General features: G+C 38.0%; 17 protein-coding genes. 5 read left to right on the plus strand and 12 right to left on the minus strand.

All coding sequences use genetic code 11. The annotated features are described in order from the left end of the window. Positions 1-412: 412 nt before the first annotated feature. From ACSQ6I_RS14115 to ACSQ6I_RS14135, 5 genes are all read right to left on the minus strand, one after another. A complete protein-coding gene (locus ACSQ6I_RS14115; protein ID WP_438890949.1) occupies positions 413-610 on the minus strand; it encodes a DUF2949 domain-containing protein in 198 nt (65 codons plus the stop codon). Positions 611-1,113: 503 nt separating this feature from the next. Next, positions 1,114-1,344: an Asr1405/Asl0597 family protein gene (locus ACSQ6I_RS14120; RefSeq protein WP_438890950.1), complete on the minus strand. Its 231-nt coding sequence runs from the start codon at positions 1,342-1,344 to the stop codon at positions 1,114-1,116. Between the two features lie 3 nt (positions 1,345-1,347). Beyond that, the gene (cysE, locus tag ACSQ6I_RS14125) at positions 1,348-2,082 is read right to left on the minus strand and encodes a serine O-acetyltransferase (RefSeq protein WP_438890951.1); all 735 of its coding nucleotides are present in this window, start codon (positions 2,080-2,082) and stop codon (positions 1,348-1,350) included. A gap of 858 nt (positions 2,083-2,940) precedes the next feature. Next, a complete protein-coding gene (locus tag ACSQ6I_RS14130) occupies positions 2,941-3,504 on the minus strand; it encodes a Uma2 family endonuclease (RefSeq protein WP_438890952.1) in 564 nt (187 codons plus the stop codon). A gap of 76 nt (positions 3,505-3,580) precedes the next feature. Beyond that, positions 3,581-4,972, minus strand: a complete 1,392-nt coding sequence (locus ACSQ6I_RS14135) for a hypothetical protein (protein WP_438890953.1) — start codon at positions 4,970-4,972, stop codon at positions 3,581-3,583. Positions 4,973-5,068: 96 nt separating this feature from the next. On the opposite strand from ACSQ6I_RS14135, the gene uvsE reads away from it, so the two are divergent. Both uvsE and ACSQ6I_RS14145 read left to right on the plus strand, forming a co-directional pair. Beyond that, positions 5,069-6,013: a UV DNA damage repair endonuclease UvsE gene (uvsE, locus tag ACSQ6I_RS14140; protein ID WP_438890954.1), complete on the plus strand. Its 945-nt coding sequence runs from the start codon at positions 5,069-5,071 to the stop codon at positions 6,011-6,013. A 57-nt stretch (positions 6,014-6,070) separates the two neighbouring features. After that, positions 6,071-7,660: an Hsp70 family protein gene (locus ACSQ6I_RS14145; RefSeq protein ID WP_438890955.1), complete on the plus strand. Its 1,590-nt coding sequence runs from the start codon at positions 6,071-6,073 to the stop codon at positions 7,658-7,660. A gap of 53 nt (positions 7,661-7,713) precedes the next feature. Here ACSQ6I_RS14145 and ACSQ6I_RS14150 read toward each other — a convergent pair whose 3' ends face one another. From ACSQ6I_RS14150 to ACSQ6I_RS14165, 4 genes are all read right to left on the minus strand, one after another. Further along, entirely contained in the window at positions 7,714-10,494 is a 2,781-nt protein-coding gene (locus ACSQ6I_RS14150; RefSeq protein WP_438890956.1) for a DUF3131 domain-containing protein, read from the minus strand. Between the two features lie 119 nt (positions 10,495-10,613). Then, positions 10,614-12,068: a DUF3131 domain-containing protein gene (locus tag ACSQ6I_RS14155; protein WP_438890957.1), complete on the minus strand. Its 1,455-nt coding sequence runs from the start codon at positions 12,066-12,068 to the stop codon at positions 10,614-10,616. 77 nt (positions 12,069-12,145) lie between these two features. After that, complete coding sequence (locus ACSQ6I_RS14160) at positions 12,146-13,597, minus strand: hypothetical protein (RefSeq protein WP_438890958.1); 1,452 nt, start codon at positions 13,595-13,597, stop codon at positions 12,146-12,148. Positions 13,598-13,935: 338 nt separating this feature from the next. Further along, on the minus strand, positions 13,936-15,204 hold the full coding sequence (locus tag ACSQ6I_RS14165; RefSeq protein WP_438890959.1) for a sensor histidine kinase: 1,269 nt from the start codon (positions 15,202-15,204) through the stop codon (positions 13,936-13,938). A 503-nt stretch (positions 15,205-15,707) separates the two neighbouring features. Between ACSQ6I_RS14165 and ACSQ6I_RS14170 the strand changes: the two genes are divergently transcribed. Both ACSQ6I_RS14170 and ACSQ6I_RS14175 read left to right on the plus strand, forming a co-directional pair. Then, on the plus strand, positions 15,708-17,729 hold the full coding sequence (locus tag ACSQ6I_RS14170; protein WP_438890960.1) for a glycosyltransferase: 2,022 nt from the start codon (positions 15,708-15,710) through the stop codon (positions 17,727-17,729). Positions 17,730-17,830: 101 nt separating this feature from the next. After that, entirely contained in the window at positions 17,831-18,169 is a 339-nt protein-coding gene (locus ACSQ6I_RS14175; RefSeq protein WP_438890961.1) for an STAS domain-containing protein, read from the plus strand. 24 nt (positions 18,170-18,193) lie between these two features. Here the strand turns inward: ACSQ6I_RS14175 and ACSQ6I_RS14180 are convergent, their stop codons facing one another. Then, the gene (locus ACSQ6I_RS14180) at positions 18,194-19,384 is read right to left on the minus strand and encodes a PP2C family protein-serine/threonine phosphatase (RefSeq protein WP_438890962.1); all 1,191 of its coding nucleotides are present in this window, start codon (positions 19,382-19,384) and stop codon (positions 18,194-18,196) included. A 207-nt stretch (positions 19,385-19,591) separates the two neighbouring features. Between ACSQ6I_RS14180 and ACSQ6I_RS14185 the strand changes: the two genes are divergently transcribed. Then, positions 19,592-20,008, plus strand: a complete 417-nt coding sequence (locus ACSQ6I_RS14185; RefSeq protein WP_438890963.1) for an ATP-binding protein — start codon at positions 19,592-19,594, stop codon at positions 20,006-20,008. Positions 20,009-20,178: 170 nt separating this feature from the next. Here ACSQ6I_RS14185 and ACSQ6I_RS14190 read toward each other — a convergent pair whose 3' ends face one another. Continuing rightward, complete coding sequence (locus tag ACSQ6I_RS14190; protein ID WP_438890964.1) at positions 20,179-24,810, minus strand: GAF domain-containing protein; 4,632 nt, start codon at positions 24,808-24,810, stop codon at positions 20,179-20,181. 301 nt (positions 24,811-25,111) lie between these two features. Beyond that, the gene (locus ACSQ6I_RS14195; RefSeq protein ID WP_438890965.1) at positions 25,112-25,645 is read right to left on the minus strand and encodes a L,D-transpeptidase; all 534 of its coding nucleotides are present in this window, start codon (positions 25,643-25,645) and stop codon (positions 25,112-25,114) included. Between the last annotated feature and the right edge of the window lie 12 nt (positions 25,646-25,657).

Consider the following 25,657-nt stretch of genomic DNA (forward strand, 5'->3'; position numbering starts at 1 on the left):
GATAAACATTAAATAAAAAGACCCAAATATATATAAAAGCAATCCAACTTCCTTTCCTCCTGCCTGATTCCATAGCACCAGTTATTGAACACGGTTTATGATCTTTAATTATTGCTCAATAACTCACACCACATCTGTATGACAGAAAACAAAATATTGGTATAATTTACGAAGGCTTTTTACTGTTGTAAATTTGATGTTTGTCAAACAGTAAGTAGCTAATATAACTATTAGTAAGTCCAGTAATTAATAAGATACTCAATCCAGCAATTAAACTAGCAATCATAGTAATAACCTCATTTGTTTACGAAAAGTGATCTGTGATTTGGACAATTGATGTCTCACAAATAGCTGCTTCATATCTAAGTGCAAAAAAATTAACTCTTTAATCAGTTAGTCATGTAATAATTCACTATGCGTGTTCTGCTAACCAATCAAAAATTTTTTCTAATTGCTCTAAATCTATGAAACCATACTGCCAAAGCAGCATTGGTATGGGGCCTTTATCTAACTCACGGTGTCGTAATGCGACAGCAATATCCGCATTTGAAAGTGCCAATTCATTATGCAAAAAGTGAAGTAATTTCTTATCGCTGTTACGCTGTACCATAATTTGACGTTGAAAATATCAAGCTAGACAATAATTTTGCAAATGCCATCCCCAGTGTTACTTGCTAATTTCACTCTATTTAGAAATGAAATACAGCAGAATTCAGCCCTATGGCTTTAGCCACACTATGCTATCTGCTCTATGTGAGAGAAGTTGTAGATTTAGCAGATTTGGCAGAATGAATGAAACCTAAGCTTAGGTTAATTACCTCCAGTCTGCAAGCTAATTTGTGAGTGAACAATAACTTTAACTTTTGCAGAGGATAAATCACGCTTGCATCATGAATTATGCTCTGATATTGTATTGATTAGACATTCTAGAAGTTGTAAATTGTAATTACTCATGCAAATTTGGATTTTTGAGATTGTCGATGTGGCTACAAGTAAGGATTCAGCATACAGAATGTTTGATATAACGGGGAACTCTTAACAGAAGAGAAAAATATTCTTCTTCCTTCTTCCTCCTGACTCCTGACTCCTGAATTCTTACGGCTACAATATGATTTAACTCTGACACCAACAACCTTCTAACCATTCCACTAGTTCACAACGAGAAGCTAAAAATTGCATGACTGCACTGCGGACAAGGACTGCTTCTTGTAAACTATTAACTTGCACTCGCAACGAACCATCTGGGGGACAGGAACAAGTAATCATCAATTCTTGCAAACGGTGATAAATTTGCCATCTATCGCTCAAAGGAATCTGTAAAACTTGTTCTCCTGGTGAAAACATAATTCAACTATCCTCGTCCTGCTGATGATTTGTCAGGGTTTGCAGTTGTTGTTCAAGTTTCTCGATTCGGGAAAGCAAGGAACGAATTATACCCGCTTCAACATCAGGTAACTTTCCATGTTCTAAGGGAGAGAGACGTTTGCTTTGTTTATGGGAAATAATGCGTCCAGGAATTCCGACAACGGTAGAATCTGGGGGAACATCACGCAAGACAATAGAACCTGCACCTATCCGCACGCGATCGCTAATTTGGATATTTCCCAAAACCTTCGCACCGGCACCCACAACAACGTTATTACCCACTGTGGGATGACGTTTACCGCTTTCTTTCCCTGTTCCACCCAGAGTTACACCCTGATAAATCAGCGTATAATCTCCAACAATGGCAGTTTCACCAATGACAACACCCATGCCATGATCGATAAATACACCTTTACCAATTTCTGCACCTGGATGAATTTCAATACCTGTTAGAAATCGTCCTAAGTGGGAAATTAACCGGGGGATAAAACCCACTTTATTGCGGTGTAACCAGTGTGCAAGCCGATGTAAACAAAGAGCATGAAATCCAGGGTAACAAAATATTACCTCCAACCAATTACGTGCTGCTGGATCACGTTCAAAAATGATGCGAAAATCGCTCATTAATGGCTCCAAAAAACTGCCAGAACGTTGATTTTTCATCAAGTCTGTATTTGCAGTTTGGGTTTTACTGATACTGTCTAAAGACTGTTGCATCGGTACTGTCTGGTTAAGAGAGCCATGTTGTATTTTTATGCTTATATCAGGTGACTCAAAAGCAAAAAAAACAGCACATACCGATTGGATTTATTGAATTTATTATGCTTGTACTCAATAGGTTTAAACCCCTATTTAACAGAACTTTACATTTTCTCTTGGGGTAGGGGTACTAGCTTTTGAGAACAGGGGTACTTGTATTTTTAGGGTAGGGATTGAGATTTTTGGTACTCAATATAAATTTCTTTACCTGTGAGACTTTGCAGTGATTTAGGTAAGATAATTGATGATATATTAAGCTGTACTCATTCCCCAAAAATGGCAGGTAGAAGGGATTACAACTTGGATTTCTGTATACTCAGTTACTATAATCATCTTATGGTTTTGGTAGTCAAAAGACTTGTTTCTTTATTTTGTTTTAGGATTTACAATAAGGAATACCTAAAGCTTTTGGTGGTATAGATTTGTAAGAATTCAGGAGTCAGAATATTTGCTGATAGTAGGAATAGCCCTGTTTTGTCACTCTCGGAAAACAATAATCAAATTTATCTTTTATACCTCACTCAACCGATAAATGCTATATATCTTTTTTTGTCTGAATCAGGATTTACAGGATTTAAGGATGTACAGGATGTTATTTTAAAGTATCACGTTTTGAATATTGATTTGATGATTAATTGTGAGATTTAAGATAGAATTACTGGATAATCATAATTTACAAAATATCTAAAAAATATCAACATCAAAAAAATGCTTATATCTAAAAAAATTAGACTCAGTTAGTATCCTGTAAATCCTTAAATCCTTAAATCCTTAAATCCTGGATATCCTGATTCTGACAAAGAATATATTGAAGATTTATTCATTTAGCCAACTGAAAAGTTGACCCACAGTAAGATTAAATGACTCTGCAAAGGGTGGAAGAGGTAAACTGTCTGTTTCTAGTTCAAATAATAGAATACGTTGATCTGCCAAATAGACAAAAACTAATTTTTCTGCGGGGTCAATTAGCCAACCCATTTGAGTACCATGACGAAGACAATGGAGGATATTACGAACAACTTTAGTTTGACTTTGTTCAGGAGAAAGTATTTCAATTGTCCAATCAGGAGGGATAGCAAAGGTGTTAGCAACTTCACCATTTTCGTCGCGGGGAATGCGTTCCCAAGTGAAGACTGCAATATCAGGTACAATGGATCTACCTCCAAAAGTACAGCGTAATTCAGAGTATGCACGGGCAATGCGCTGGGGTTTGAGAACGGTATTAGCCGCAGAGACAAAATCGCTTTGAACTGTGCTATGTTTTCCTTGAGGCATGGGTTTTTGAATGATTTCACCGTTAATAAATTCGCTTGCCGGTTTTGTTTCTGGCAATTTGAGAAATTCATCAAGGGTTAAGGGTTTGATAGGGGTTTGAACCATTACAATTTCGGGTTTGTGGATTATTAATATTGTATCGTTTTTTAATTGTCAGAATCAGGATATCCAGAATGTTACATTAAGAATTGGGTAGACGATACCAACCATACCAATGAAGCACTGCTAACCATGCGACTGATAGCAAGCCGGCTAGACTTAAAGTTAAACCACTAAAGGGTATTAATAAACCAAAAATAGGTAAAATAGCCCCAGCAATAGTACAAATAATCGCAGCTAAGGAAGTATGACGATTTGAGCCTAAACCATAGGTTAAAATTAGAAAGATAGATGCAATGATTGTCCAAGCTAGTTCGGCATTTATTACCCGCGCCATGTAGGTTAAAGTTAGTAAGCAGGCGAAGAAAATAGCCCCGGATATAGCGACATTTTTTAAATTCATTGGTAGAGACAAATACAAAAGTAATATCCACCATAAAAATAATGCTGGGGCTAATAGTAATAATCGGGGTATAATGCCAGTATTCTTAATAGGTTGGGTACTGGTAAATACGCCAAAAGGATTTTTGACAGACACATTTTCATCAAATGTCCAAGTGAATTGGCTGCTGTTGCCATCAACTTTAATATTATTGGGAACAATGCCACTAGCAAAGTCGGCATTTCTAAAATTGGCAATTGCTATGAGACGGAATTGGGAAAGTATTTGATTTGCGGCACTATAAACCCAGCGTGAACCACCTAGAGCTTGATAGGTAACTTTAAATGTTGTTTCTTCTCCTGGTTTTAAACGAAAGGGAAAACCATAATCACCGGGATTAATTTGTTTTAATCTCGTACCGTCACGCTCTACTTTATAACTTTTTAGTAATGAGTACCCCTCTGGTGGTGGTGCTTCAAAGAAAAAACTATCAATATCGCTGAGTGGGTTAATAACTTTATAATCTGCGGTGTAATCAGTGTTGTAAATGACGCTGCTATTTTGAACGTTGACACTTTGATCTATTGTGACTTGAATTTGCGAGCCGGCTAGTGTCAGATAACGGGTAACTTTTTGTTTGTCGTTGATTTTAACTATTTTGCCATCTACTTGGGTGGTATAGATGTATGGCTCTTCGGTAATGTAGCGGATTTGGGGCGTACTTTGTTCTAATTTATCACCAGCAACACTTTCGGCGACTTGGGCTATTTTGGCTTGTTCCCAGTGGTGGTAACGATTGCTGAGGGTTGAAAATAGGAAAAATCCGGTGATTGATAAAATTAAAATTAGGGCTAAATGCTGTAGTCCGCGCAATAATTGAGAATAGCGAATCGACCATTCACTAAAAAAAACTGCTTGTTCGCTGGTGTTTCGTCTGAGGGAAAAACTGATGAGTGCGATCGCAACTCCCAACGCTACAATCAAAAATATCAGTAACAATGAACCTTGAAATACTTGAGTGCCAAATTGTACTAACTCATGGGGATGTGTCAAATCTGGCAAACCGGGAATGCCTTGAGCAGAAGGAGACATGGGCAGATATTGAGATTTTTAGATAATTTAAGCATCTTGACAGATATAATCTCACAAAAGTTTCTGCAAAAATACTAAGAATACATTGTTAAATTAATGACTCAAATTCAGTTACAAAAAATCAATGCACAGCAGCAACCCAGCACTACACCGTATTTAGGTTTGGTGTGCATCACTTCTGATCAGCAAGTACGCTTTCGGACTATTACCCGTACTCGTTATTTAACACTCTCTCTTCAACAACGTGAAGATACTTTGAGAGAACTTTATCAACATAATTTGCAGTGCTTGAATGGGGCTTTATTTTTTTGTCAAAAGCAGAATATTCGGCTTTATCGAATGACTTCGGCTTTATTTCCTCTCAGCGATATGGAAGATGAAATTGGCGCAAATATTTTAGAGGAGATGAGTGTCGGTTTAGGCAAAATTGGTCAAATAGCTCAAACTTTGGGGATCAGAATGGTTTTACATCCTGATCAATTTGTAGTGCTGAGTTCTGACTCATCTGAAGTCGTAGAAACGAGTATCAAAATTTTAGCAAGACACGCCCGCACATTAGATTTACTGGGTTTACCCCAGTCACCTTGGGCGCTGATGAATATTCATGGTGGCAAGTCTCAACGTGCAGAAAAGTTAGTAAAGGTAATTTCTGAACTACCACCAGGTATAAAAAACCGCTTGACTTTAGAAAATGATGAATATGCATATAATGCCAATGATATTTTAATGGTATGTCAACAGGCAAAAATACCGATGGTATTTGATGCTCATCACCATATTTGTTATGAAAAGTTAGATACTTATAATCATCCTAGTGTAGAGTCTATGCTTTTGGCAGCGCGAGAAACTTGGTTAAATCCAGATTGGCAGTTAGTACATATTTCCAACGGTGACTCAGGTTTTAATGATAGAAAGCACAGTGATTTAATTACTGCTATGCCTGATGCTTACTACCAAGCGTCTTGGATAGAGGTAGAAGCGAAACAAAAAGAAAAAGCTATCACTCATTTGCAAAATTGGTGGTTAATCCCGAATAATTAACGATATATTAACTGTACTTACGTATTTTTATCTTAGTGCGAAATAATAAAATAAGATATGCCCATTGCTATTGATTTTGGTACTAGTAACACAGTCATTACCCGCTGGAATCCCGTCACCCAGCAACCAGAAACTATAAATATACCGAACTTATCAATTCAGGAGCAACTCAATCCCCCACTGATTCCCAGCTTGGTTTATGTGGAAGAAGCCACTCAGAGTCAGATATTAATTGGGCAACAAGTGCGCGATCGCGGTTTGGATATCAAAGGCGACTCTAGATTTTTCCACAGCTTTAAACGGGGGATTGGTGCAAATATCCCAGGGTTTTCACCGGAAATAGATGGAAAAACTATCTCTTTTGAACAAGTAGGAGAATGGTTTTTAAACAAGGTAATTTCTGAATTAGCACCCATGGAAGGGGGAATAGATTCTTTAGTTTTAACTGTACCCGTAGATAGCTTTGAAGCTTATCGTTACTGGCTGGGCAAAGTTTGTCAAGCACTGCCCGTTGAACAGGTGCGGATATTAGATGAACCAACAGCCGCTGCTTTGGGTTATGGTTTGTCAGGACAGGAAAATCTCTTGGTAATTGACTTTGGCGGCGGTACTTTAGATTTGTCTTTAGTGAGTTTAGAGCAAAAAACACCAGCAAAAGTAGGATTTCTGCTCAAATGGGGTAATAAATCTCTGGCTGAAGGCTCACAGCAAAAAGTCAAAACAGCCCGTGTGTTGGCGAAAGCAGGGCAAAATTTAGGCGGTACTGATATAGATAATTGGATAGTTGATTACTTTGCGAAAAGTCAAGGATTTCCAGTTAATTCCCTGACAACTCGACTGGCAGAAAAGTTAAAAATTCAGCTATCTACCCAAAATCACGCTAGTGAATTTTATTTTAATAATGATACTTTTGAAAGCTATGATATGGAACTTAATCGCAAGGGACTAGAAGAAATCCTCAAAGAAAACGGATTTTTTGACCGCTTGCATGAGGCGATGATGACACTGTTACAACAAGCACGTCGTCAGGGCATCGAACTGGATGATATTAATGCAGTTTTGTTGGTTGGTGGATCTGTGCAATTAACTGCGGTGCAGACATGGGTAAGCCAATATTTTGAGCCAGAAAAAATCCGCTGTGAAAGTCCGTTTGAAGCGATCGCACAAGGGGCGCTGCAAATCACTCAAGGCTTAGAAATTAAAGACTATCTCTATCATAGTTATGGTGTGCGTTACTGGGATCGTCGTCACCAGCGTCACAGCTGGCAACCAATTATCAGGGCTGGACAGGCTTATCCCATGACCCAACCAGTAGAATTAGTCTTGGGTGCTTCTAGGGAAAATCAACCCAGCATAGAGTTAGTTTTGGGGGAATTGGGTGCAGAAACCGGAGGTACAGAAGTTTATTTTGATGGAGAGCGTTTAATTACTCGTAAAATTAACAGTATGGCCACCACCGTCAAACCGCTTAATGATCAAGAAGGTGCCAGAAATATTGCCCAACTTAGCCCCCCAGGGTTTCCGGGGAGCGATCGCATTAAAATCCTGTTTCAAGTAGATGAACAGCGGTTTTTACGCGTCACCGTTGAGGATTTGTTGACAAATGACACCCTAGTACAAAATCAACTTGTCGCGCAGTTGAGTTAAATAATGGGTAATGGGTAATTACGAATTACGAATTACGAATTACGAATTACGAATTATTCAGTTACCCAGTAATTTTTAGAGCCGTTAGTTACGAACTGGGATTTTTGCGTAGCAGTGTTGGGTATACCGTTACCGGATTTACCTTTGCTAATTGCTTGCCACCAAGGGGATTTTAGTGCGGTATTGGCACGGATTAGAGGTTGCTGCTTTGTGGCTGTGTATAGTAAAGATTGGAGAATCATACTGTTAGTGCTACTAGTAAAACCCAGTGCCTTTTTGCCATCTTTTTCATAAAAACCCTCATAAAAACCCAAGGCAGGATTATATAAATCTGTTGTGGCTTTTAATAACTCTTGGGTATAGTTATCCTCTGGGAGTAGGGCATGATAAGCGAAGGCTACTGCTGTACTTACCAATCTTCCTACGGTCAAAGATTTGCCATCATCACCTACAGCAGCCCAGGGTTTTGTTTGACTGATGATTGTGCTGTGGAGAGAATATGGCTGACTTTCAATTAAACTAGTGCCGGCAGCAGTGAATATTTTGCTCTGATTGTAGCGTTGAGCTTGGGCTTGGAAAATAGGTGTAAAGAGCGATCGCATTTGCGGATCTAAACCAAACTCTAAACCATATAGCAAGAAAGGATTACTGACTGTATACAGGTTAGCTTTGGGATTTATATCTGGTCGTATTCGCTGGGTTGGTATTTCTACACCTTCCACAGTAGCGGTTTCATATTTACCTCCAACAGCGGAATTTTGAACATCAAACCCCCACAATTGAAAACCACGAGCAGCATACTCTTCGTATCCTAAACGAGTTTCTGGATGCACACGGGGGAGCGATCGCCCTTTTTCATCCTTAATCATAGTTGCACTGGAGAGAATACCATTTCTGACCACCCGCAAATATGACCAATCTAGGACAATCTGATCAATGGCTTGAGTATATTCAGGATGACAACTTTTTAAGTTATGCAGAGATGCAAATAACCGTCCTATATCTAAAGCTGACCAGCCAGTGCCTTCAGGAACTGAATTACCGCCGTAATCTATGGGTTGCAGTGTTTGTGTATCATAGCCCCGATGTGGTAACTCTCCCGCAAAGAGAGGTATTTGGGACAATGCACCTAATAATTGCCGAGTGCGTTGGTCAAATTCCTTTGCAGATATGATATTCAGTGATTGTGCCGCATTCAGTGCTGCTATATAATCTCCGATGCCCCAAACAGTAGTTCCTTTGAGGTCAGAGCGATCGCTCACCAAACCAGTTTTAGGTTGATAATTGGCTTGAAAATATGCCCAAGCTGCATTTGCATAACGCTGTTGAATTACAGTTAAAGGTTGAACTAAAGGACAGGATGACGGCTGGGGTTCACCTACAGGTTTTATCGGTGCAACTGTAATTGCAACTGGTAGAGTTTTAGTAGTTTCTCCTGGAGGACCAGATGAAGCTGGTTGTACTGGTGCAACTGGGGGATTTTTAGGAGTTTCTGCTGGTTTTGCTCCAGGTTGTGACTGTGGTGCTGCTGCAAAAGTCACCCCATTCGGTCCAATCAGGGGACGATTTCCTCTGGCTTTATAGTATAAAATCTCCATAATTAAGCCATTGGTATTACCAGTGAGAGCTTTATTCGGTTGTTTAGATTCTTCATAAATTCCCGCATAGAAACCACCACCATCAGGACTCCGCAAATCCTTCACCGCATCAAAAAGTTTCTGAGCATAGGCATCATTGGGAAAAAGATAGCGCCAACCAAAAGCTGCTTTTGTACTCAGACTTCTAAACTGTGGGAAAAGCTTATTTTCATCCGTAATAGTTGCCCAAGGAACACCATTAGCGTAAACAGTATTGTAGAGAAAATAAGGTGGTTGATCGATGTTATCTTCAGAAACAGCCGTCAATTGTCCAGTAGACTCGTAACGACGCTTTTGTACTTCTAAAACTCTTTTGGCAAAATCTTGTAAATATCCCTCTAACCCAAATTCAATCCCATCTAAAATATAAGACTCACTAACTACATAATTGTTAGCTCCGGTGTTGGGAAAATCACGAGTATCAACGGGAATTGAGATGCCATTAATATCTACAAACTTATACGGTTCTAACGCAACAGCTTTAGGTGCTTTAAAACCCCAAAGTTCATAACCCCTCACAGCATATTCTTCATAACCAAGACGACCTTCTTGAACTAACAAAGTACTTTGATCAGGTAGAACTGCGGCTCCAAAAAGTTGATCATCTTTGAGCGATCGCCCTAACTGCCATTTTGTCACAATCCCTTTGAGCCAATCATTATATTGAGGATGACAGGTACGAATGACATGAAATGCTGCTAGTACACGACCAACATCTAAAGCAGACCAACCAATTCCTTTCTCCAATGGGTTATTGCCATAATCAACCATCTGTCCTGTTGCTGTGTTGTAAACCTTATTTGGTAAGGCATCTTCAAACAACTTCAGCTTGCTCAGTCCGGTAAGAAATTTGTTGGTTCGAGAGTCAAATTCTGGTTGATCAATGAGATTAAGCCAGCGTGCGGCATTTAATGCCATTAAGTAATTACCCATATCCCAGAGTGTGCTGGAGGGATACCCACCTGTGGAATTAGTAAATCCTGTTTCTGGTTGGTAATTTTTAACAAAATATTGCCAAGCCTCATTAGCATAAGCCTGTTCTTCTGATGTCAGAGGAGTAGTAATATTACTACAGCTATTCCCATTGGGATTTTGAGCTACGGCTACTGTGGGTAAATACAAAAGAAATTGTAGCAATGTCCCACAGAGGAACAATGCAATCAATGACCACAGGTTTTTTTGACTGCGTTGTTGCATGACTTTAAAGATATATCAGGAGTTAGAGGGTGTTTGAAAAGTTTCTGGCGATTTTGAGTTTTTTAACGAACCGCAGAGACGCAGAGAACGCAGAGGCATACAAAAGGGGTGTTCACATCTTATTTCGGATCGCTATATAACCCTGCCCAAACTGTTAGGGGTTTACCAACTTGTTTATACAGTAGACTTTCTAGAATTACACCGTTATTGTTGGCAGTGAGGGCTTTATTTGGCTGACCTAAAGATTCATAAAAGCCATTGTACCAACCCTTTTCAGACTTAAGATTTGTTTGCACAAAATCAAATAACTGGCGAGTGTAAGCTGTATCGTAAAGTGTATACCAGCCTATAGCTGCTTTGGCACTGAGAAAACGTAAATTGTTATATTTTTGTTGGGTATCTGTAATAGTAGCCCAGGCTTGTCCGTTAACAAACAAGGTTCCATAAACGAAGTAAGGAGGACGATCTAAATTGTCTTCGGTGACGGCAGTTAATTGCTTAGTTGCCAGATAACGAGCTTCTTGAGCAGCTAAAACTCTGTCTGCATAGGCTTTGGGTAAAGCTTGAAAACCAGTTTCGATACCATCTAGGATATAAGGCTCACTGAGAACGTAGTTATTAGCTCCCGAATTTTTAGCATCACGTTTGTCGTAGGGTATTCCCTGTCCATAAAGATTGACAAAGGCAGTATTAGCGGTATATTCCAGGGCTTTATTCACATTCAAACCCCACAACTGTAGACCATAGGCAGCATAATTTTCATAGCCTAAACGTCCTTCTTGGTTATATTGTTCTTTACCGTTGACGACGCTAGTACCGAACATTTGACCGTTTTTGGTGAGACGGTTGACTTGCCAATGCTTCCAGACGGCTTCTGTCTGCGATCGCATTTGTGGATATTTAGCGCCAATAATTTTTAACCATATGGCCATTCTGCCTAAATCTATGGCTGACCAACCTATTTCTTCTTTTTTATCTAATTGACCATAATTTACGGGAATGAGGGTTTGAGAATTATAGACTTTATTGGGTAGTTCTCCTTTGTATAAAGGTATGGTTGCGAGAGTTTTTAAGGTTTGACTCATTTTGCCGTCAAACTCTGATGCAGAGACGATATTTAGTTCTCTAGCGCTGACCAAAGCTGCGATCGCTGCCGCTTGATCCCACATGGTTACAGATGCAAATCCATCCACGGAATTGACCAAACCTGTTTTGTCGTTCCAGTTGCGTTGGAAGTATGACCAAGCTTGACGTGCGATCGCCATTTCCTGTGGCGTTAATTTCCCGACTCCAGGAGCAATATAGGGAATTTTAGTAGTTTTCAGTTCGCTCAGGCTAATTGGTTGACCTGGTAAAACCAGAGATTGGGTATCAAGTTTAGCCACTTTTTCAGCTAATTGAGCCGGGGAATTAGGTACGGGTTGTAATCCTTCAGTTTTTTCAGCAACAGCATTTTTGTTGAGATACGCAGATAAATAATTCAGTCCTGCGATCGCTACTATAGCTGTCACTACTCCTCCCACAGAAGCTAGAATCGAAAACTTTTTTGGTGGTGGTTCAAAATCAGACTTCATTATTTCCAGTCTCTGTTTAATTTTTTAAACAACTTTTTTACAGAATTTTTCACTCAGCCAACCCAGTATCTCATAGTTTAAAATTTAATCTGTAATTGACCTGTGAAAACCTGATTATTGTAAGGACTATTGCCAGTATCTAGATTACGGACATTGCTGAAACTATAACCAAAATCAAAATCTATATTTGGTGATATTTTAGCCGTACAACGAGTTTGAGAGCTATTACCTCCAGTAGTTTTTCCATTAAGTAGCTGTTGTCCTAAAGTAGTACTTACTCGACAATTGATAAAATCAAAAATATTTCCTCCCCACCCAATTTCACCGTTATAAACCAAGAAATCTTGAGGAGAAAAATATCCACTAATCTCTTGACGATCATTTGCATATTTCCAAGTAAATAAATTAGCAGCCGACCAAAATTGCCCCCATTTATGTTCTATTCTACTAAAAGACTGCTGTTCAAAGTTATCATCATTATATAAGCCAACACGATACTGTGAAAAAAAGCTAGTATTAGGGTCAATTTGCCAATAGACATTTAAACCAGAGCGGAAAGTAGTAATTTGATTATCTAATGTTTTAGCATTAAACTTATAAGGACTTTGTTCAACTACTGCTGATAAAAATAAACCTGACTTTAATTGATTATTCGGTGTGAAGTTCACAAAAATTGGTCTATCTATCTGAGCATTGAAATTAAAAGCAGTTGGCAACCGATTAAATACGTCAATTCCTGCATTTGCCTGTATAGTATATTTACCTGTTTTTCCTTCCCATCCCAACTGAAATGGAATATTGGTAATAGACTCAAATCCAGGTTGATTAAAAGTATTAAATCCAGTTTTGAACCTAATTTTTTGTCCATTGAGCAACCGAAATTGAAATACTGGTTCAATAATTTGATTCTGCTGCTCAGAATTATTTAGCTCACTACGAAAACCTGTTTGGATATTTTCCAAAACTAAAGCTGGTTGTACAGGTGTAGTGGCTGTTGGTGGAGATATGGGTTGTGGTGGTAATGTTGGTGGTGAAACTTCCCGTAGCGCAGGATTAAAGTTTTCGGGTGCAGCAATTAATATTGGTGTTGACCGGAAGAAGCAGGGGGAAAGGGAGCAGGGAACGGGGGGAACAAGCCCCGTCCTTCTAGGACGCTTATACGGGGCAGAGTCCAAGCTCCGTCCCGGTCTTCCCCCTTGCCCCCTGCCCCCTGCCCCTTTTCCTCTTCGTGACTTTAATTCGTGGGAAAAGACTTTGCTGTCAGCAAATGTGTTTAAATTTTCTAGAGTTGCAACACTTGTAATTTCTGCCGTCAATTCTGGGACTAGATTCGAGTTCTGATCCAATTCGGGAAAGACAGAATACTCAGTTTTTGTGATATTTACGTTATTTTGGCGTAAATTTGCTAAATTTTTGACCGCATTCATCGGTTCTTGCAACTGTGAAGATGAGTGCGAGTCATCATCTGGTTGATTAGCATCTGCGGATACGCTGTAAATTACAAAGTTACCGATTATATAAAATGGCAATAGTGGATATACTAACCGTCGGAGTATGTTCAGTGATGGTAACACTTTATAAAAGAATGATTTTGATAAATGGATTTTTTTATAAAACCTGTAACTATTTAAACACAAATTTTGGATACGCACATTGCTTTTAGATAAATAAATATAAAAAATTATCCAAAAATCTGTAAAGCTGAACAGCAAAGTTTTATCCAACATTGTTTGATTCCATATACAGCAGATTGCAGATTAATGAGGCTTCGCCGTGAGTTTCAACTTGTCTTCGACACACTATGTGAACGCTCAACTACCGCGTCAGCCATACGGTACAGAATCAAAATTGAAACCTAGACACCAAGCTAGTCTGACTCCTGAATTCTGCTGTATGTCTTGTTTTCTTGTTTCAATGGAATTTGAATTATAAATTCTGTTTCTTTACCTATATTTGAAAAACAAACCAATTTTCCATGATGCCTTTCGACAATAATCTGATAGCTAATCGACATACCAATTCCTGTTCCTTTTCCTATGGATTTTGTAGTAAAAAATGGCTCAAAAATTTGCTGCTGAAGATGTTCAGGAATACCAATTCCATTATCTTGTATTGTAATCACTACCCATTGTTCTGCTATTAGAGAAGTCCGAATTGTAATTTGAGCAGGATTATCTTGAATCTCTTGATATGATTTTTTGGTAATGCTGTCTTCCAGTGCATCTATTGCATTTGTAAGAATATTCATAATTACTTGATTGAGTGAACCAGGATAACACTCGACATCGGGTAAATTATGATAATCTTTTACAACCATAATTTCTGGACGCTCTGGTTTTGCTTTGAGACGGTGTTGCAAAATCATGAGTGTACTATCAATTCCTTCATGAATATTTACCGTTTTAAGTTCAGCTTCATCTAAGCGTGAGAAATTTCGCAGTAACAGAACAATTTGCCGTATGCGCTCACTTCCTAATTTCATGGAGGCTAAGACTTTTGGCAAATCTTCTTGGAGAAATTCTAAATCAACTTCTTTGATTAGCGTTTGAATTTGCAATTGTGGAATAGGAAATTGAGCTTGGTAAGCTTTCACAATGCTCAACAGACCCTCTGCATATTCTTGGACATGAGTCAAATTACCATGAATAAAGTTAACTGGGTTATTGATTTCATGTGCAACACCTGCAACTAATTGTCCCAAACTCGACATTTTTTCTTTTTGAATTAACTGAGTGTGCGTCTGCTTAAGTTCTGCCATAGCTTGTTCCAAAAGTTTGTTTTTGCTCTCCAGTTCCATCTTTGATGCGAATATCTGACTGAAACAAGCTAGTAAATCAAAACTTTTGTAAAAAGTGAGAAATCTTACAGCAATAACAACTGTGATCAAGTCTGCTACTGTTTGCCAGAGGAGTGAATGAATCAACCCCAGCATTTTCAATCCATGCAAGCCGTGACCAAAAGAGCAACTCAAGAAAATCATAGCCACTGTAACCACAAGTGAGTCAACTCCAAGCAGCCGATTACGCCAAACTCCGTAAGCGATTACACTAGCAATGATCAAATAACAGCAAGAAATGACTAAGTTTTCGCTAACTATTAACCAAGGAAGTTGATCTGTCTCTAGAAAATCATACATAAATTTGTTAGTACATAAAGAGGTATATATTTAAAGTACCCATTTTGCACTTAGTAACCATAAAATTGCACCTTTTATACAAATTTATTTAAATAGATACTGCGATTAGCTACTTATTAACTGGACTTTAGACTAATTCCTAGTGTGAAACTCTATACCTTTACACTTATGTACATCAAAAATACCTTATACGTTGAAGAGTTATATAGAGAATGAAAACTATTGACAGAAATTGAATCATACCATAGATTACAAATTGATAGAGTTTAAAATTTATACATGATAAAATTATAAACATTTACTAAGAAACTTTACTTAGTAAAAGGTAAGCTTTGCCTAAAATGACATCAAGGTAGTGCTTTATTAGGGATTCATGCTGCTAGACAATTAGATTTATTGCCAAATGATTTATTTAAATAGCGCATGGATACCCTGCTGCGGACTTTAGAAACGCAATCACTAATTGATTAATTTAAATTTAATTTTTTATTTTTGGTGGCAAAATGAATTCAGTATCATTGACTAATGATTCCTCCAATTTTTTTGGTAATAGCCGTTCAACACTGAAAAAAAGAACGCTGCTTTTTCGCTACCTAGCAGAAATTAACCTCATTTTAGGCGCTTGGTATTTGCAATGGCGGATGACCCATTCTATTAATTTTGATGCTCTATGGATTTCTGTTCCTTTGCTAATAGCAGAAACTTACAGCTATTTTGGGGGAGTAATGTTTGTGGTTGGACTTTGGCGGCCTCTAGTCCGACAGATTAAGTCTCTTGATCTGATGAAGCCATCTCTACCAAAGGCTGATTGGCCAACTCTAGATGTATTTATAGCTTGCTGTAACGAACCAACCGAGATTGTCGAACAAACGGCTAGAGCGGCTCTAGCTATAGATTATCCCCCGACTAAGTTACGTGTTTATATCTTGGATGATGGTAATTCATCCGAAATGCGAGCTATGTCAGAAAGACTGTGTATAGAAGATTTACAATCACCTTTATTACAACAGGAAGCTAATCGGATTGATGTGGAACTTTCTACATTAATAGAACGCTGGGAAGAGGTAAATAAATTAACACCTAATTTAGAAGCTGCTGAAAAATGGCTGCAAAATACATCACCGGAAAATAATAATACTGCTGAAGATAGCACTACCATATTTTTGCAAAGTTTACGACAATTTATTCTGTGGTTAAAGCCTGGAGATAAAAATATTAGTAATTATCCTCAAGATAATTTACAAGAACGCATAATTTATGAATGTAAATTATTAGAAAAAGCTATTGCTCAAAAAGAATTAGAACTTGTAGAATTGCCTCGTTTCCGTTATATTGCACGTCCTAAACAACCAGGTGTACCCCATCATGCAAAAGCAGGAAATTTGAATTATGCAATCTTTTCTGGAGAAACTACGGGGGAGTTTATTCTTACCTTAGATGCAGATCATATTCCCAAGCCACAATTTTTAAAACGGGTGTTACCTTATTTTTATAAATATAATCTTTTTACAGGAAAATACGAACCTAACCAAATTGCTTTTGTGCAGACACCACAGGACTTTTATAATATTCCGGGGGGTGATCCTTTTGGACATAAAGCCAGTCTATTTTATGGACCGCTGCAACAAGGTAAAGATGGTATGGATGCCGCTTTCTATACAGGAACAAATGCTATTCTCAGACGAGAGGCTTTAATTAATGTCGGACTACAATATTTTGGTGATGAGTTTAGTAAAGATGAAAAACGTCTAGATGAATTTGAATTAGTTGGGGGTGTTTCTAGCAATAGTATTACTGAAGATATGAATACAGCTATGCGGTTACATGGTGCTGGTTGGAAATCTGTCTATCACAATGAACTTTTGGCAGAAGGTTTAGCACCTGATGATTTAAGTTCTACTCTCAAACAGCGACTTCGTTGGGCCCAAGGTACTATTCAAGTCCTGGTGCGAGAAAATCCATTAACAAAACCAGGGCTGACATTTTGGCAGAGGTTACAATATTTTCAGACCATGTATAGCTATTTTTCTGGTTTTGCTACTCTGCTTTTCATTTGTTGTCCGATTCTCTACTTTTTTACGGGAATTATTCCAGTTAAAACCTACGGTGCAGATTTTGCTTTACATTTTTTCCCGGCTTTTATTATTAATCGGCTCACTTTTATGGTTGCTAGTTGGGGAATTCCGGCTAGGGAGATATGGCGCTCAGAACAATATGCAATTGCTTTATTTCCTTTGCTCATACAAGCAGTATGGAGTGTGTTTACGGGAAGATCAATTAAATTCCAAGTTACACCCAAGCAGCGACAATCAGGAATTTATCTCCAGCTAATTTGGCCTCAATTGCTAATCTTCTCTCTGACTATATTAGGAATACTATGGAGTCTCTACCGCTTTTCTATAGGTAGTTTAACTGATCCGTGGGTTCACTTACTTAATGGTGGTTGGTCTATCTATAATTTGTTCCTTCTCTGGGCTATTATCCACGCTGCTTTCTGGAAACCAGCAAAAGATACGTCAGTGTAGTCAACAATATCCATTTGCTTTCACGTCGCTTGCAGTTGACAATAAATGATGTGACAATAATAGTGTATTGTGAGAGACAACAATAATATAAAGCTAAACTTATGAGCCTGAATCTTAAAGTCCTAGAACCTTCAGGAATACTAGACGCTATTAGAGGTAATGATCTGCGTCGTGAAGTAAGTGATATTGCTACTACGGGAGCGGATATTGTTTTAATTGATCTTAAAGATGTAAACTTTATTGATAGTTCTGGTTTGGGCGCTTTAGTATCGGCTAAACAAATCCTGAAAAAAGCTAATACTGACCTCTTTATTTGTTCTGTTAACGATCAAGTGAGAATAGTATTTGAACTGACTAAAATGGATAGAATTTTACCAAGTTTTACTGATAGACATGAGTTCAATAGCCAGATTTTAGAACAAAGACAAGCTATTAATTAGGGTGGATTTTTTTATTCAAATCACTTAAGTGAAATTAACTCTCAGCAAAGATAAGTCATCACCTAAATGAGGATTATGACTTAAGATGAGAATCTGCTCTAAAATCTGATTGAGATTACAGTTGTTAGTCTGACTAGACTTAATCAATAAGTCCAAAAATGCCGGAAATCCCCAAATCTTCTCATCGGGTTGCTGAATTTCATAAGCACCATCACTAAATAGATACAACAGGCTATTTTCTGCTATTTCTACAGCAACTTCATTGAAGTGGATATCAGGTAAAAAGCCAATTGGCATATCTAAAGAAGCTAGTTTCTGCACATTAATATTGGTTGTATCTGGATGGGAAAATATTATGGCTGGTGGGTGTCCTGCATTGGCATAAATGAGTTGACGTGTTGAACAATGATAAACACCGTACCAGATTGTAAAGTATTTATCGCCGTGCTGAGTCATTTGAAAAGCAGAATTGAGTCCCTTGAGAACTTCTTGGGGTTTGTAAAAGTTAGTATTGAGGAGGGACTGCGATCGCAAAATATTGAGTACAGATACAGATAATAAGGCTGAACCCACCCCATGTCCGGAGACATCTAATAAATAAATTGCTAAATGATCATCATCTAACCAGTAATAATCGAAGCAATCACCTCCTAGCTGTGCTGAGGGGATAAACAGTGAGTCAATGTTGACTGTACCGATTAGAGGGGATGGTAATAGCGATCGCACATAATCAGCTGCTTCCGCCAATTCTGCTTCTAAAATTCGCTTTTGGGTGTGCAAATTTTGGTTTAGTTTGACTAATGCTTGCGTTTGAGCCTGTAAATCCTGATGTAGTTGGTGTAATCTTAGCCCTGCTCGCACCCGTGCTTTTAATTCATTCATCTCAATCGGCTTGGAAACAAACTCATCTGCACCTGCATCTAATCCCTCAACTCGCTCTTTTTCTTCTCCCGGTGCGGCTCCCTTAGAAGTCAGTAATATAAAAAAGGTAGTTGTTAACTCTGGATCTGCTTTAATGCGACGACATACTTCTAATCCATCTACCTGAGACATCACCCAGTCACAGATAACTAAAGCCGGCAGCAAATGCTTTGCTTGTGCGATTCCTTCTTCACCATTGCTGGCAACGGTGATATCATAACCTTGGTTTTGGAGCGTTCTTTTGAGTACTGCTCGAACTATAGGATCATCATCAATAATTAGAATTTTAAACATAGATTTTTAGTTATTTCGGGTGTATTGCCAAGTCGTTGAATTAACCGTATTATTTTATTGGTATTGGCTTGATTTGACTTAATACAACTAGACTATATGAAGTTGTCTAGCAAGTAAATTAATTTTCCTAAAAATAAAAGTTTCAATTTTAAAATAACATTTTTTGGTGAGTTTAATGCAACCAACAATATTCTGAGGTTAATTCAAGTGAATCACAAAATTTGTCTGATAGTTAACTCTGATTTAACTACTTCACCTCAAGTTTTATCATGGTTTGAGGAAATAAATCAACCTCCGATGGAGGATAAAAAAATCTGGTGGCAATGTCAAACACTGCTTTTGGAAGGATTTACTAACATTGCAGAACATTCACACAAACACTTACCTATAGAAACTCCTATTGAGCTAGAAGCTATCCGTTTGGATGAAGCTATAGAAATTCGCATTTGGTCTTTAGGTGAAGCATTTGATTTAGAACAAGCATTGCAAGAAATTGATGAATTAGAAGATAATTATCAAGAGCGAGGCCGTGGTTTAAAAATTATGTCCGCAATCGCCGATAAATTAAGTTATGAAAAAACTCTAGATAATCGTTATTGTTTATTTATGAGTAAGTTATATTAAAATACAGCAGGAGTCAGGAGTCAGGAGTCAGGAGTAAAACTGCCTTGGTGTATAGGTTTGAATTTAGATGTTGTACCTCCTAACTACACAAACTGCTGTAATTCGTAATTATTAATACCGCTATATGGAAGTAATCTACCTCGTTGTTACATACTCTTCAACCCTGAGAATTAAGTATTGAGATTATTGCTTAAAAAAACTTGAATCTGCTGGATAAAATCTTTGATTTCCCCAACTAATTTATCTGTACCCCTACATTCTTGTTCGCGGCTTAGTTGTTCTATTTTTTCAGCGGCGATCTGAATAGTTTTCGCTCCTATATTGGCACTAGATCCTTTGAGATGATGAGCTTCCTTGCCAATTTGCTGGAAGTCATAGGATGAGATTGCTGTTTTGATTATTTTTAAATGAAATAAACTATCTTCTACAAATAATTGTAATAACTCGAATTCAAATTCCGTGTTACTGTCAGACAATTGATGTAAATATTCCCAGTCAATAGCTAAGTTTAACAAATCACTCTTTTTGTCAGTAACTGTTTGATCACAAATACTAACTTCATCTGTAGTGAGTATGCTGCCACTCCAGTAATTTAATATATCTGCTAATTTTTCTTTGACTACAGGCTTACTTAGATAACCATTCATTCCTGCATTGAGACAGTTTTGTTCGTCTTCTTTCATAGCATTAGCAGTCATGGCAATAATCACAGGTTGACGACGACGGAGAAAATGACTATCTGGCCAATTACGAATTGCTCTTGTTGTTTGTAAGCCATCGAGAACTGGCATTTGACAATCCATCAGAATCAAATCATAAGGGACTGTTTCTAATAGGTGTAAAACTTCTTCACCATTGCTGACAATATCAGCCATATAACCCAGATTTTGAAGTTGCTTGAGAGCGACTTTTTGATTAACTAAATTATCCTCTGCTAACAGTATTCGTATGTTTGCTTTAGTAGAGCCAGTAGTCTGTGAAAATTGCTGATCAAGACAGAGTTTTTCTGATGTTAAGCTGATTTGACGATCATCTAACTCTGATTTTGCTACCAAAATATTCATAATAGTATCAAATAGACGGGATGGCTTGACTGGTTTCACTAGATAACCAGCAAATCCTATTTTTAGAGCTTTTTGGACTTCATCGCGTTGATTGGTAGAAGTCAACATAATTAAAGGAACATGAGCGATCGCATCATTGGCTTTAATTTGTACCCCTAAAGTCAAGCCATCTACAGTCGGCATTTGCATATCAATCAAAGCAATATCATAGGGTTTACCCTCTGCTGCTGCTGCTTGTAAAGCCTGGAAAGCGACTTGAGCATTAGCAGCTTCATCTACTTGCATTCCCCAACGAGTAGCCTGATGGTAAACAATTTTGCGATTTGTAGCATTATCATCTACCACTAACAAGCGTCTATTAGTGAGAATTTCTGGCTCTTTAACTGGGCAAGCAAAATGAAGTTGTTTGCTAAAAGATAGATCAAAACAAAATTTAGATCCTTGCCCCATCTCACTTGTAACTCCAATTTCTCCTCCCATCAAATTGACTAACTGCCTGCAAATAGCTAATCCCAAACCTGTGCCACCATATTGACGGGTAATTGAAGCATCGACTTGGCTAAATGCTTGAAACAGCTTGTGTTGGTCTTCAGAAGTAATGCCGATACCTGTATCTGTAATCGAAAATTTGATGGTAGCTGTAGTCGAAGTTTCTGACAGCAGTTCTACTTGCACTACTACCTCTCCCTCACTGGTGAATTTAATTGCATTACCAATCAAATTCATTAAAATTTGTCTCAAGCGGCTGGCATCTCCTTGGAGATGGATGGGAACTTTACGACGAATTAAAGCCCCGATTTCCAAGCCTTTATGATGAGCTTGGGGAGCCAACAAATCTAATACTTCTTCTATACAGGAGGATAAATCAAAATCTAGATTTTCTAGTTCCATCTCCCCAGCTTCAAGTTTAGAGAGATCCAAAATTTCGTTAATTAGAGATAAGAGAGCATCTCCACTAATGCGAACTGTTTCGACAAAATCTTGTTGCTCTCGATTGAGGGGAGTTTCTAACAACAAGCCTGTCATTCCCAAAACGGCATTCATCGGGGTACGAATTTCATGGCTCATGTTGGCCAAAAAAGCACTTTTGGCAAGAGATGCTAACTCGGCCTGATGCCGTGCTAATTCGAGTTCTTGTCGTTGTTGGGTTTCTGCTTCTAGTAATTGGGCTTGAGTTAAAGCAATACCGATTTGGTCAGATAAGGACTTGAGAAGTTCAATTTCCCAGGTATTCCAATCACGGGGTTGGGTACACTGGTGAGCAATTAGTAAACCCCAAAGTTGCTCTTTGCAGAACAGGGGAATCACAAGGTTAGCTTTAATGTGAAATCTTTGTAATAGTTGGATATGACAAGGCTGGATGTTGGCTTGCTCTATATCATTAATGATACTAATCAATCCTTGACGATATTTCTGGATGTACTGTTCTGCAAAACAAGGGTCAAGAATATTTTCCCCTATGACAACAGGGATACCGGGAATCAATGCTTCTTTCTTGGCAGTTAAAGAGCCATCTGCCAGCAACTCTAGAATCAGTACACGATCAGCTTGCAGCAGCTTCTGTACCTCTGTGACACTGGTTTGCAGGATTTCGTCGATTTGTAAAGAATGGCGAATTTTCAGGGTGACATCGGTTAAAAGTAGCGATCGCTGGTTTTGACGTTCGATCTCCTCTGCGGCCTGTTTACGCTCTATAAACTGTCCTACCTGATTACCAATAGACATCATAGTTTTCAGCAGATTTGGATCTGGTTGGTGAGTTTTCTTATTAAAGAAACTCATGACACCAAAAGTCTTATTTTCACTACAGATCGGAAACCCAAAAGCTGCGTGTAGTCCTATTTTTTTGGCAGTAATTCCTCTTAAAAAGTTAGATTCTTTGGTAACATCAATCATCCATATGGGTTGAAAATCTGCCCATGCTTGACCAGGTAAACCCTCTCCTATACTAAAAGTGATTGCCCTAGTTATGGCTTCAAATTCTTGTAATTCAGGAACTTCTCCATACCAAACTTCCAGGCATCGCAGAACATTATCTTGCTGATCAATTAGCCAAAGTTCACCCCAATCCCAGTCCAGACTCTGACAAATTCCCTGTAATATGCGGTTAATAGCTTCATTAATAGTGATAGCTTGTGCTAAAGCATTACTGGCAGCATATTGTGCCTCTAAATATTTTTGATCTCGTTTCTTTTCTGTAATATCAATACCAGTGCAAATCACATATTCAATATTTCCTTCCATATCCTTGAGGGAAGTATTAGTCCATGTAATCAATCGCAAGCTTTTATCTTTCGTTATCCAGTAACTTTCGCATTCTTTAAAACTTTGATGCAATTGTAAATCTTGAAAACATGATTTAATAGTATCTATTTCTTCAGGAAGTATGAAAATATCCCAGATATACCTACCTCTAATTTCATCAAATGAGTAACCGCTCAGTTGTTTACAAGCTTGATTAAAACGAACAATTCGCCCCTCTAAATCGAGAACTATCACCAAAGCGCTGGCTGTATCTAAGACGGCTGAGATAAAATTACGCTCTAGTTTAAGGATGTTTTCAGTTTGTTTTCGTCTGATAAATTCTCGATAAACTAGGTAATAGACTATAGCTAGAACTACAAAACACAAACAGAGAGCGATCGCAACTATCAAAATTGTATTTTTTGAACTGCTTTTTGCCGCTACTGTTTTTTGTTTAAGCAGTACCTCTTCTTCTTTCTCCATCTCATCGATCACCTCGCGGATATTATCCATGAGATTTTTGCCCTGATTTGTCAGAATTACTTGCAATGATGCTGCAAATCCTTTTTCTTGTCGCAAGTCGATAGTCTGCTTGATTAATGCTAGTTTTGCTGATGTTAACTCTTCAAGAATTAAAATTCTCTGCTGTTGATTCGGTTGATCTATTGTTAAAGATTTCAGAGATTTAATTTCTTGATTAATCTTGTTAACTGCTTTTTGATATGGTTCTAAATAAGACTTATCTCCTGTCAGAATATAACCACGTCCTCCAGTTTCAGCATCCTTCATTAAAGATAGAAATTTTTCTTGTTTATTAATTTGCTCTTGAATTTTGGTGACTTGATTACTAGTTGTAATAAAAAATTTTGTATTTTGATAATAAACTCCGGCAATTATCACTAAAATTGCTGATGCCAATCCAAATCCTGCCGAAACCCTTTTGAAAAATTGAATGTGTATTTTATTTGATTGTTTGCGTTCCTGTCCGGCAAGTACCAAACTAGCTAAATTGCGTCGCATTTCTAGTTGTTGGATGACTTGACGACCTAAAATTCTTAATGCTTCTACTTGTTCATTTGTTAAGTTTCGTGGTACACGATCAATTACGCAGAGAGTTCCCAGTCCATGACCCTGAGCATTTATTAAAGGTACACCTGCATAAAAACGAATACTTGGATCATCTACGACTAAAGGGTTAGTTGCAAATCTTTTGTCATCTGTTGCATCAGGAATAATAAAGACATCATTTTGAAGAATAGCATGAGCGCAAAATGCAAGATCACGAGATGTTTCTAAGGCATCCAAACCGACTTTAGATTTAAACCATTGGCGATTTTGATCAATTAAGCTAACTAAGGAAATAGGAGTTCCACAAATATACGAAGCTAAACGAGTAATCTCGTCAAAAGCCTGTTCGGGTGGGGTGTCTAAAATCTTATACTCTAAAAGTGCTTCTATTCTCTGTGCTTCGTCATCAGGTAATGGTGCTTTCATAATTTAACTTTAATTCACTACCGTTAGATTTTCTACTTTAAGTAATATTTGCTATTATTACCGAAAAAAAGCAGAGGACAGAAAATATATTTTGTCCTCCACCGTTTTCTTTTAAAGCAAGTAAATTTATAGAACTACTCGGTAAGCGCAAGACTCAGCAGCTTGAGTCCTGAGAGTGTCAATGCAGATATATTCTATGAACATCGACCGAATTTAAGTATGCATTTTCTAGAACCTTTGTAGAGATGTTCCAGAGAACTTCTCTACAATCTTTGTCACTCTTAGCCTAATTTTGTCTCATCTATCGACGCACAACCACCACAGTCCCTGTAGAAGCCCAATTGTATAATTTTCGTGCTTGGCTAACTGGTAAGTTAACGCAACCATGACTCACAGGAGTTCCAAAATTGTTATGCCAGTAAGCACCATGAATAGCATAGCCTTGATGAAAATACATAGCGTAAGGAACATCAGGAATATCGTAACCTCTACCACGCATTCGATTAACACGATATTTAGAATTAATCTCAAACCTACCAACTGGTGTAGGGGTGCGGCGTTTACCAGTAGAAATTCGGAATGAATAAACTAGAGTTTTACCATCCCATGCCCGTAATCGTTGCTCAGACAAATCAATTTCAATTCGGCGAGATAGGGATATTTGCTTAGTTTTAGATACAGTAGTGCTTTGATTTACTGTAGTTGCATTAGCCGCTGTCATTTTGGGGTCACTGGTTGGTGAAGACCAAGAAAACAAAGTCACCAACATCAACACTAAACCTGTACAAAAAGTTCCAGAGGAACGTATTAAAGCACTGCGAATCCAGCTTGGCATAATCCAATTACC

This window comes from Anabaena sp. WFMT, assembly GCF_051781005.1.
Lineage (GTDB): Bacteria > Cyanobacteriota > Cyanobacteriia > Cyanobacteriales > Nostocaceae > Anabaena.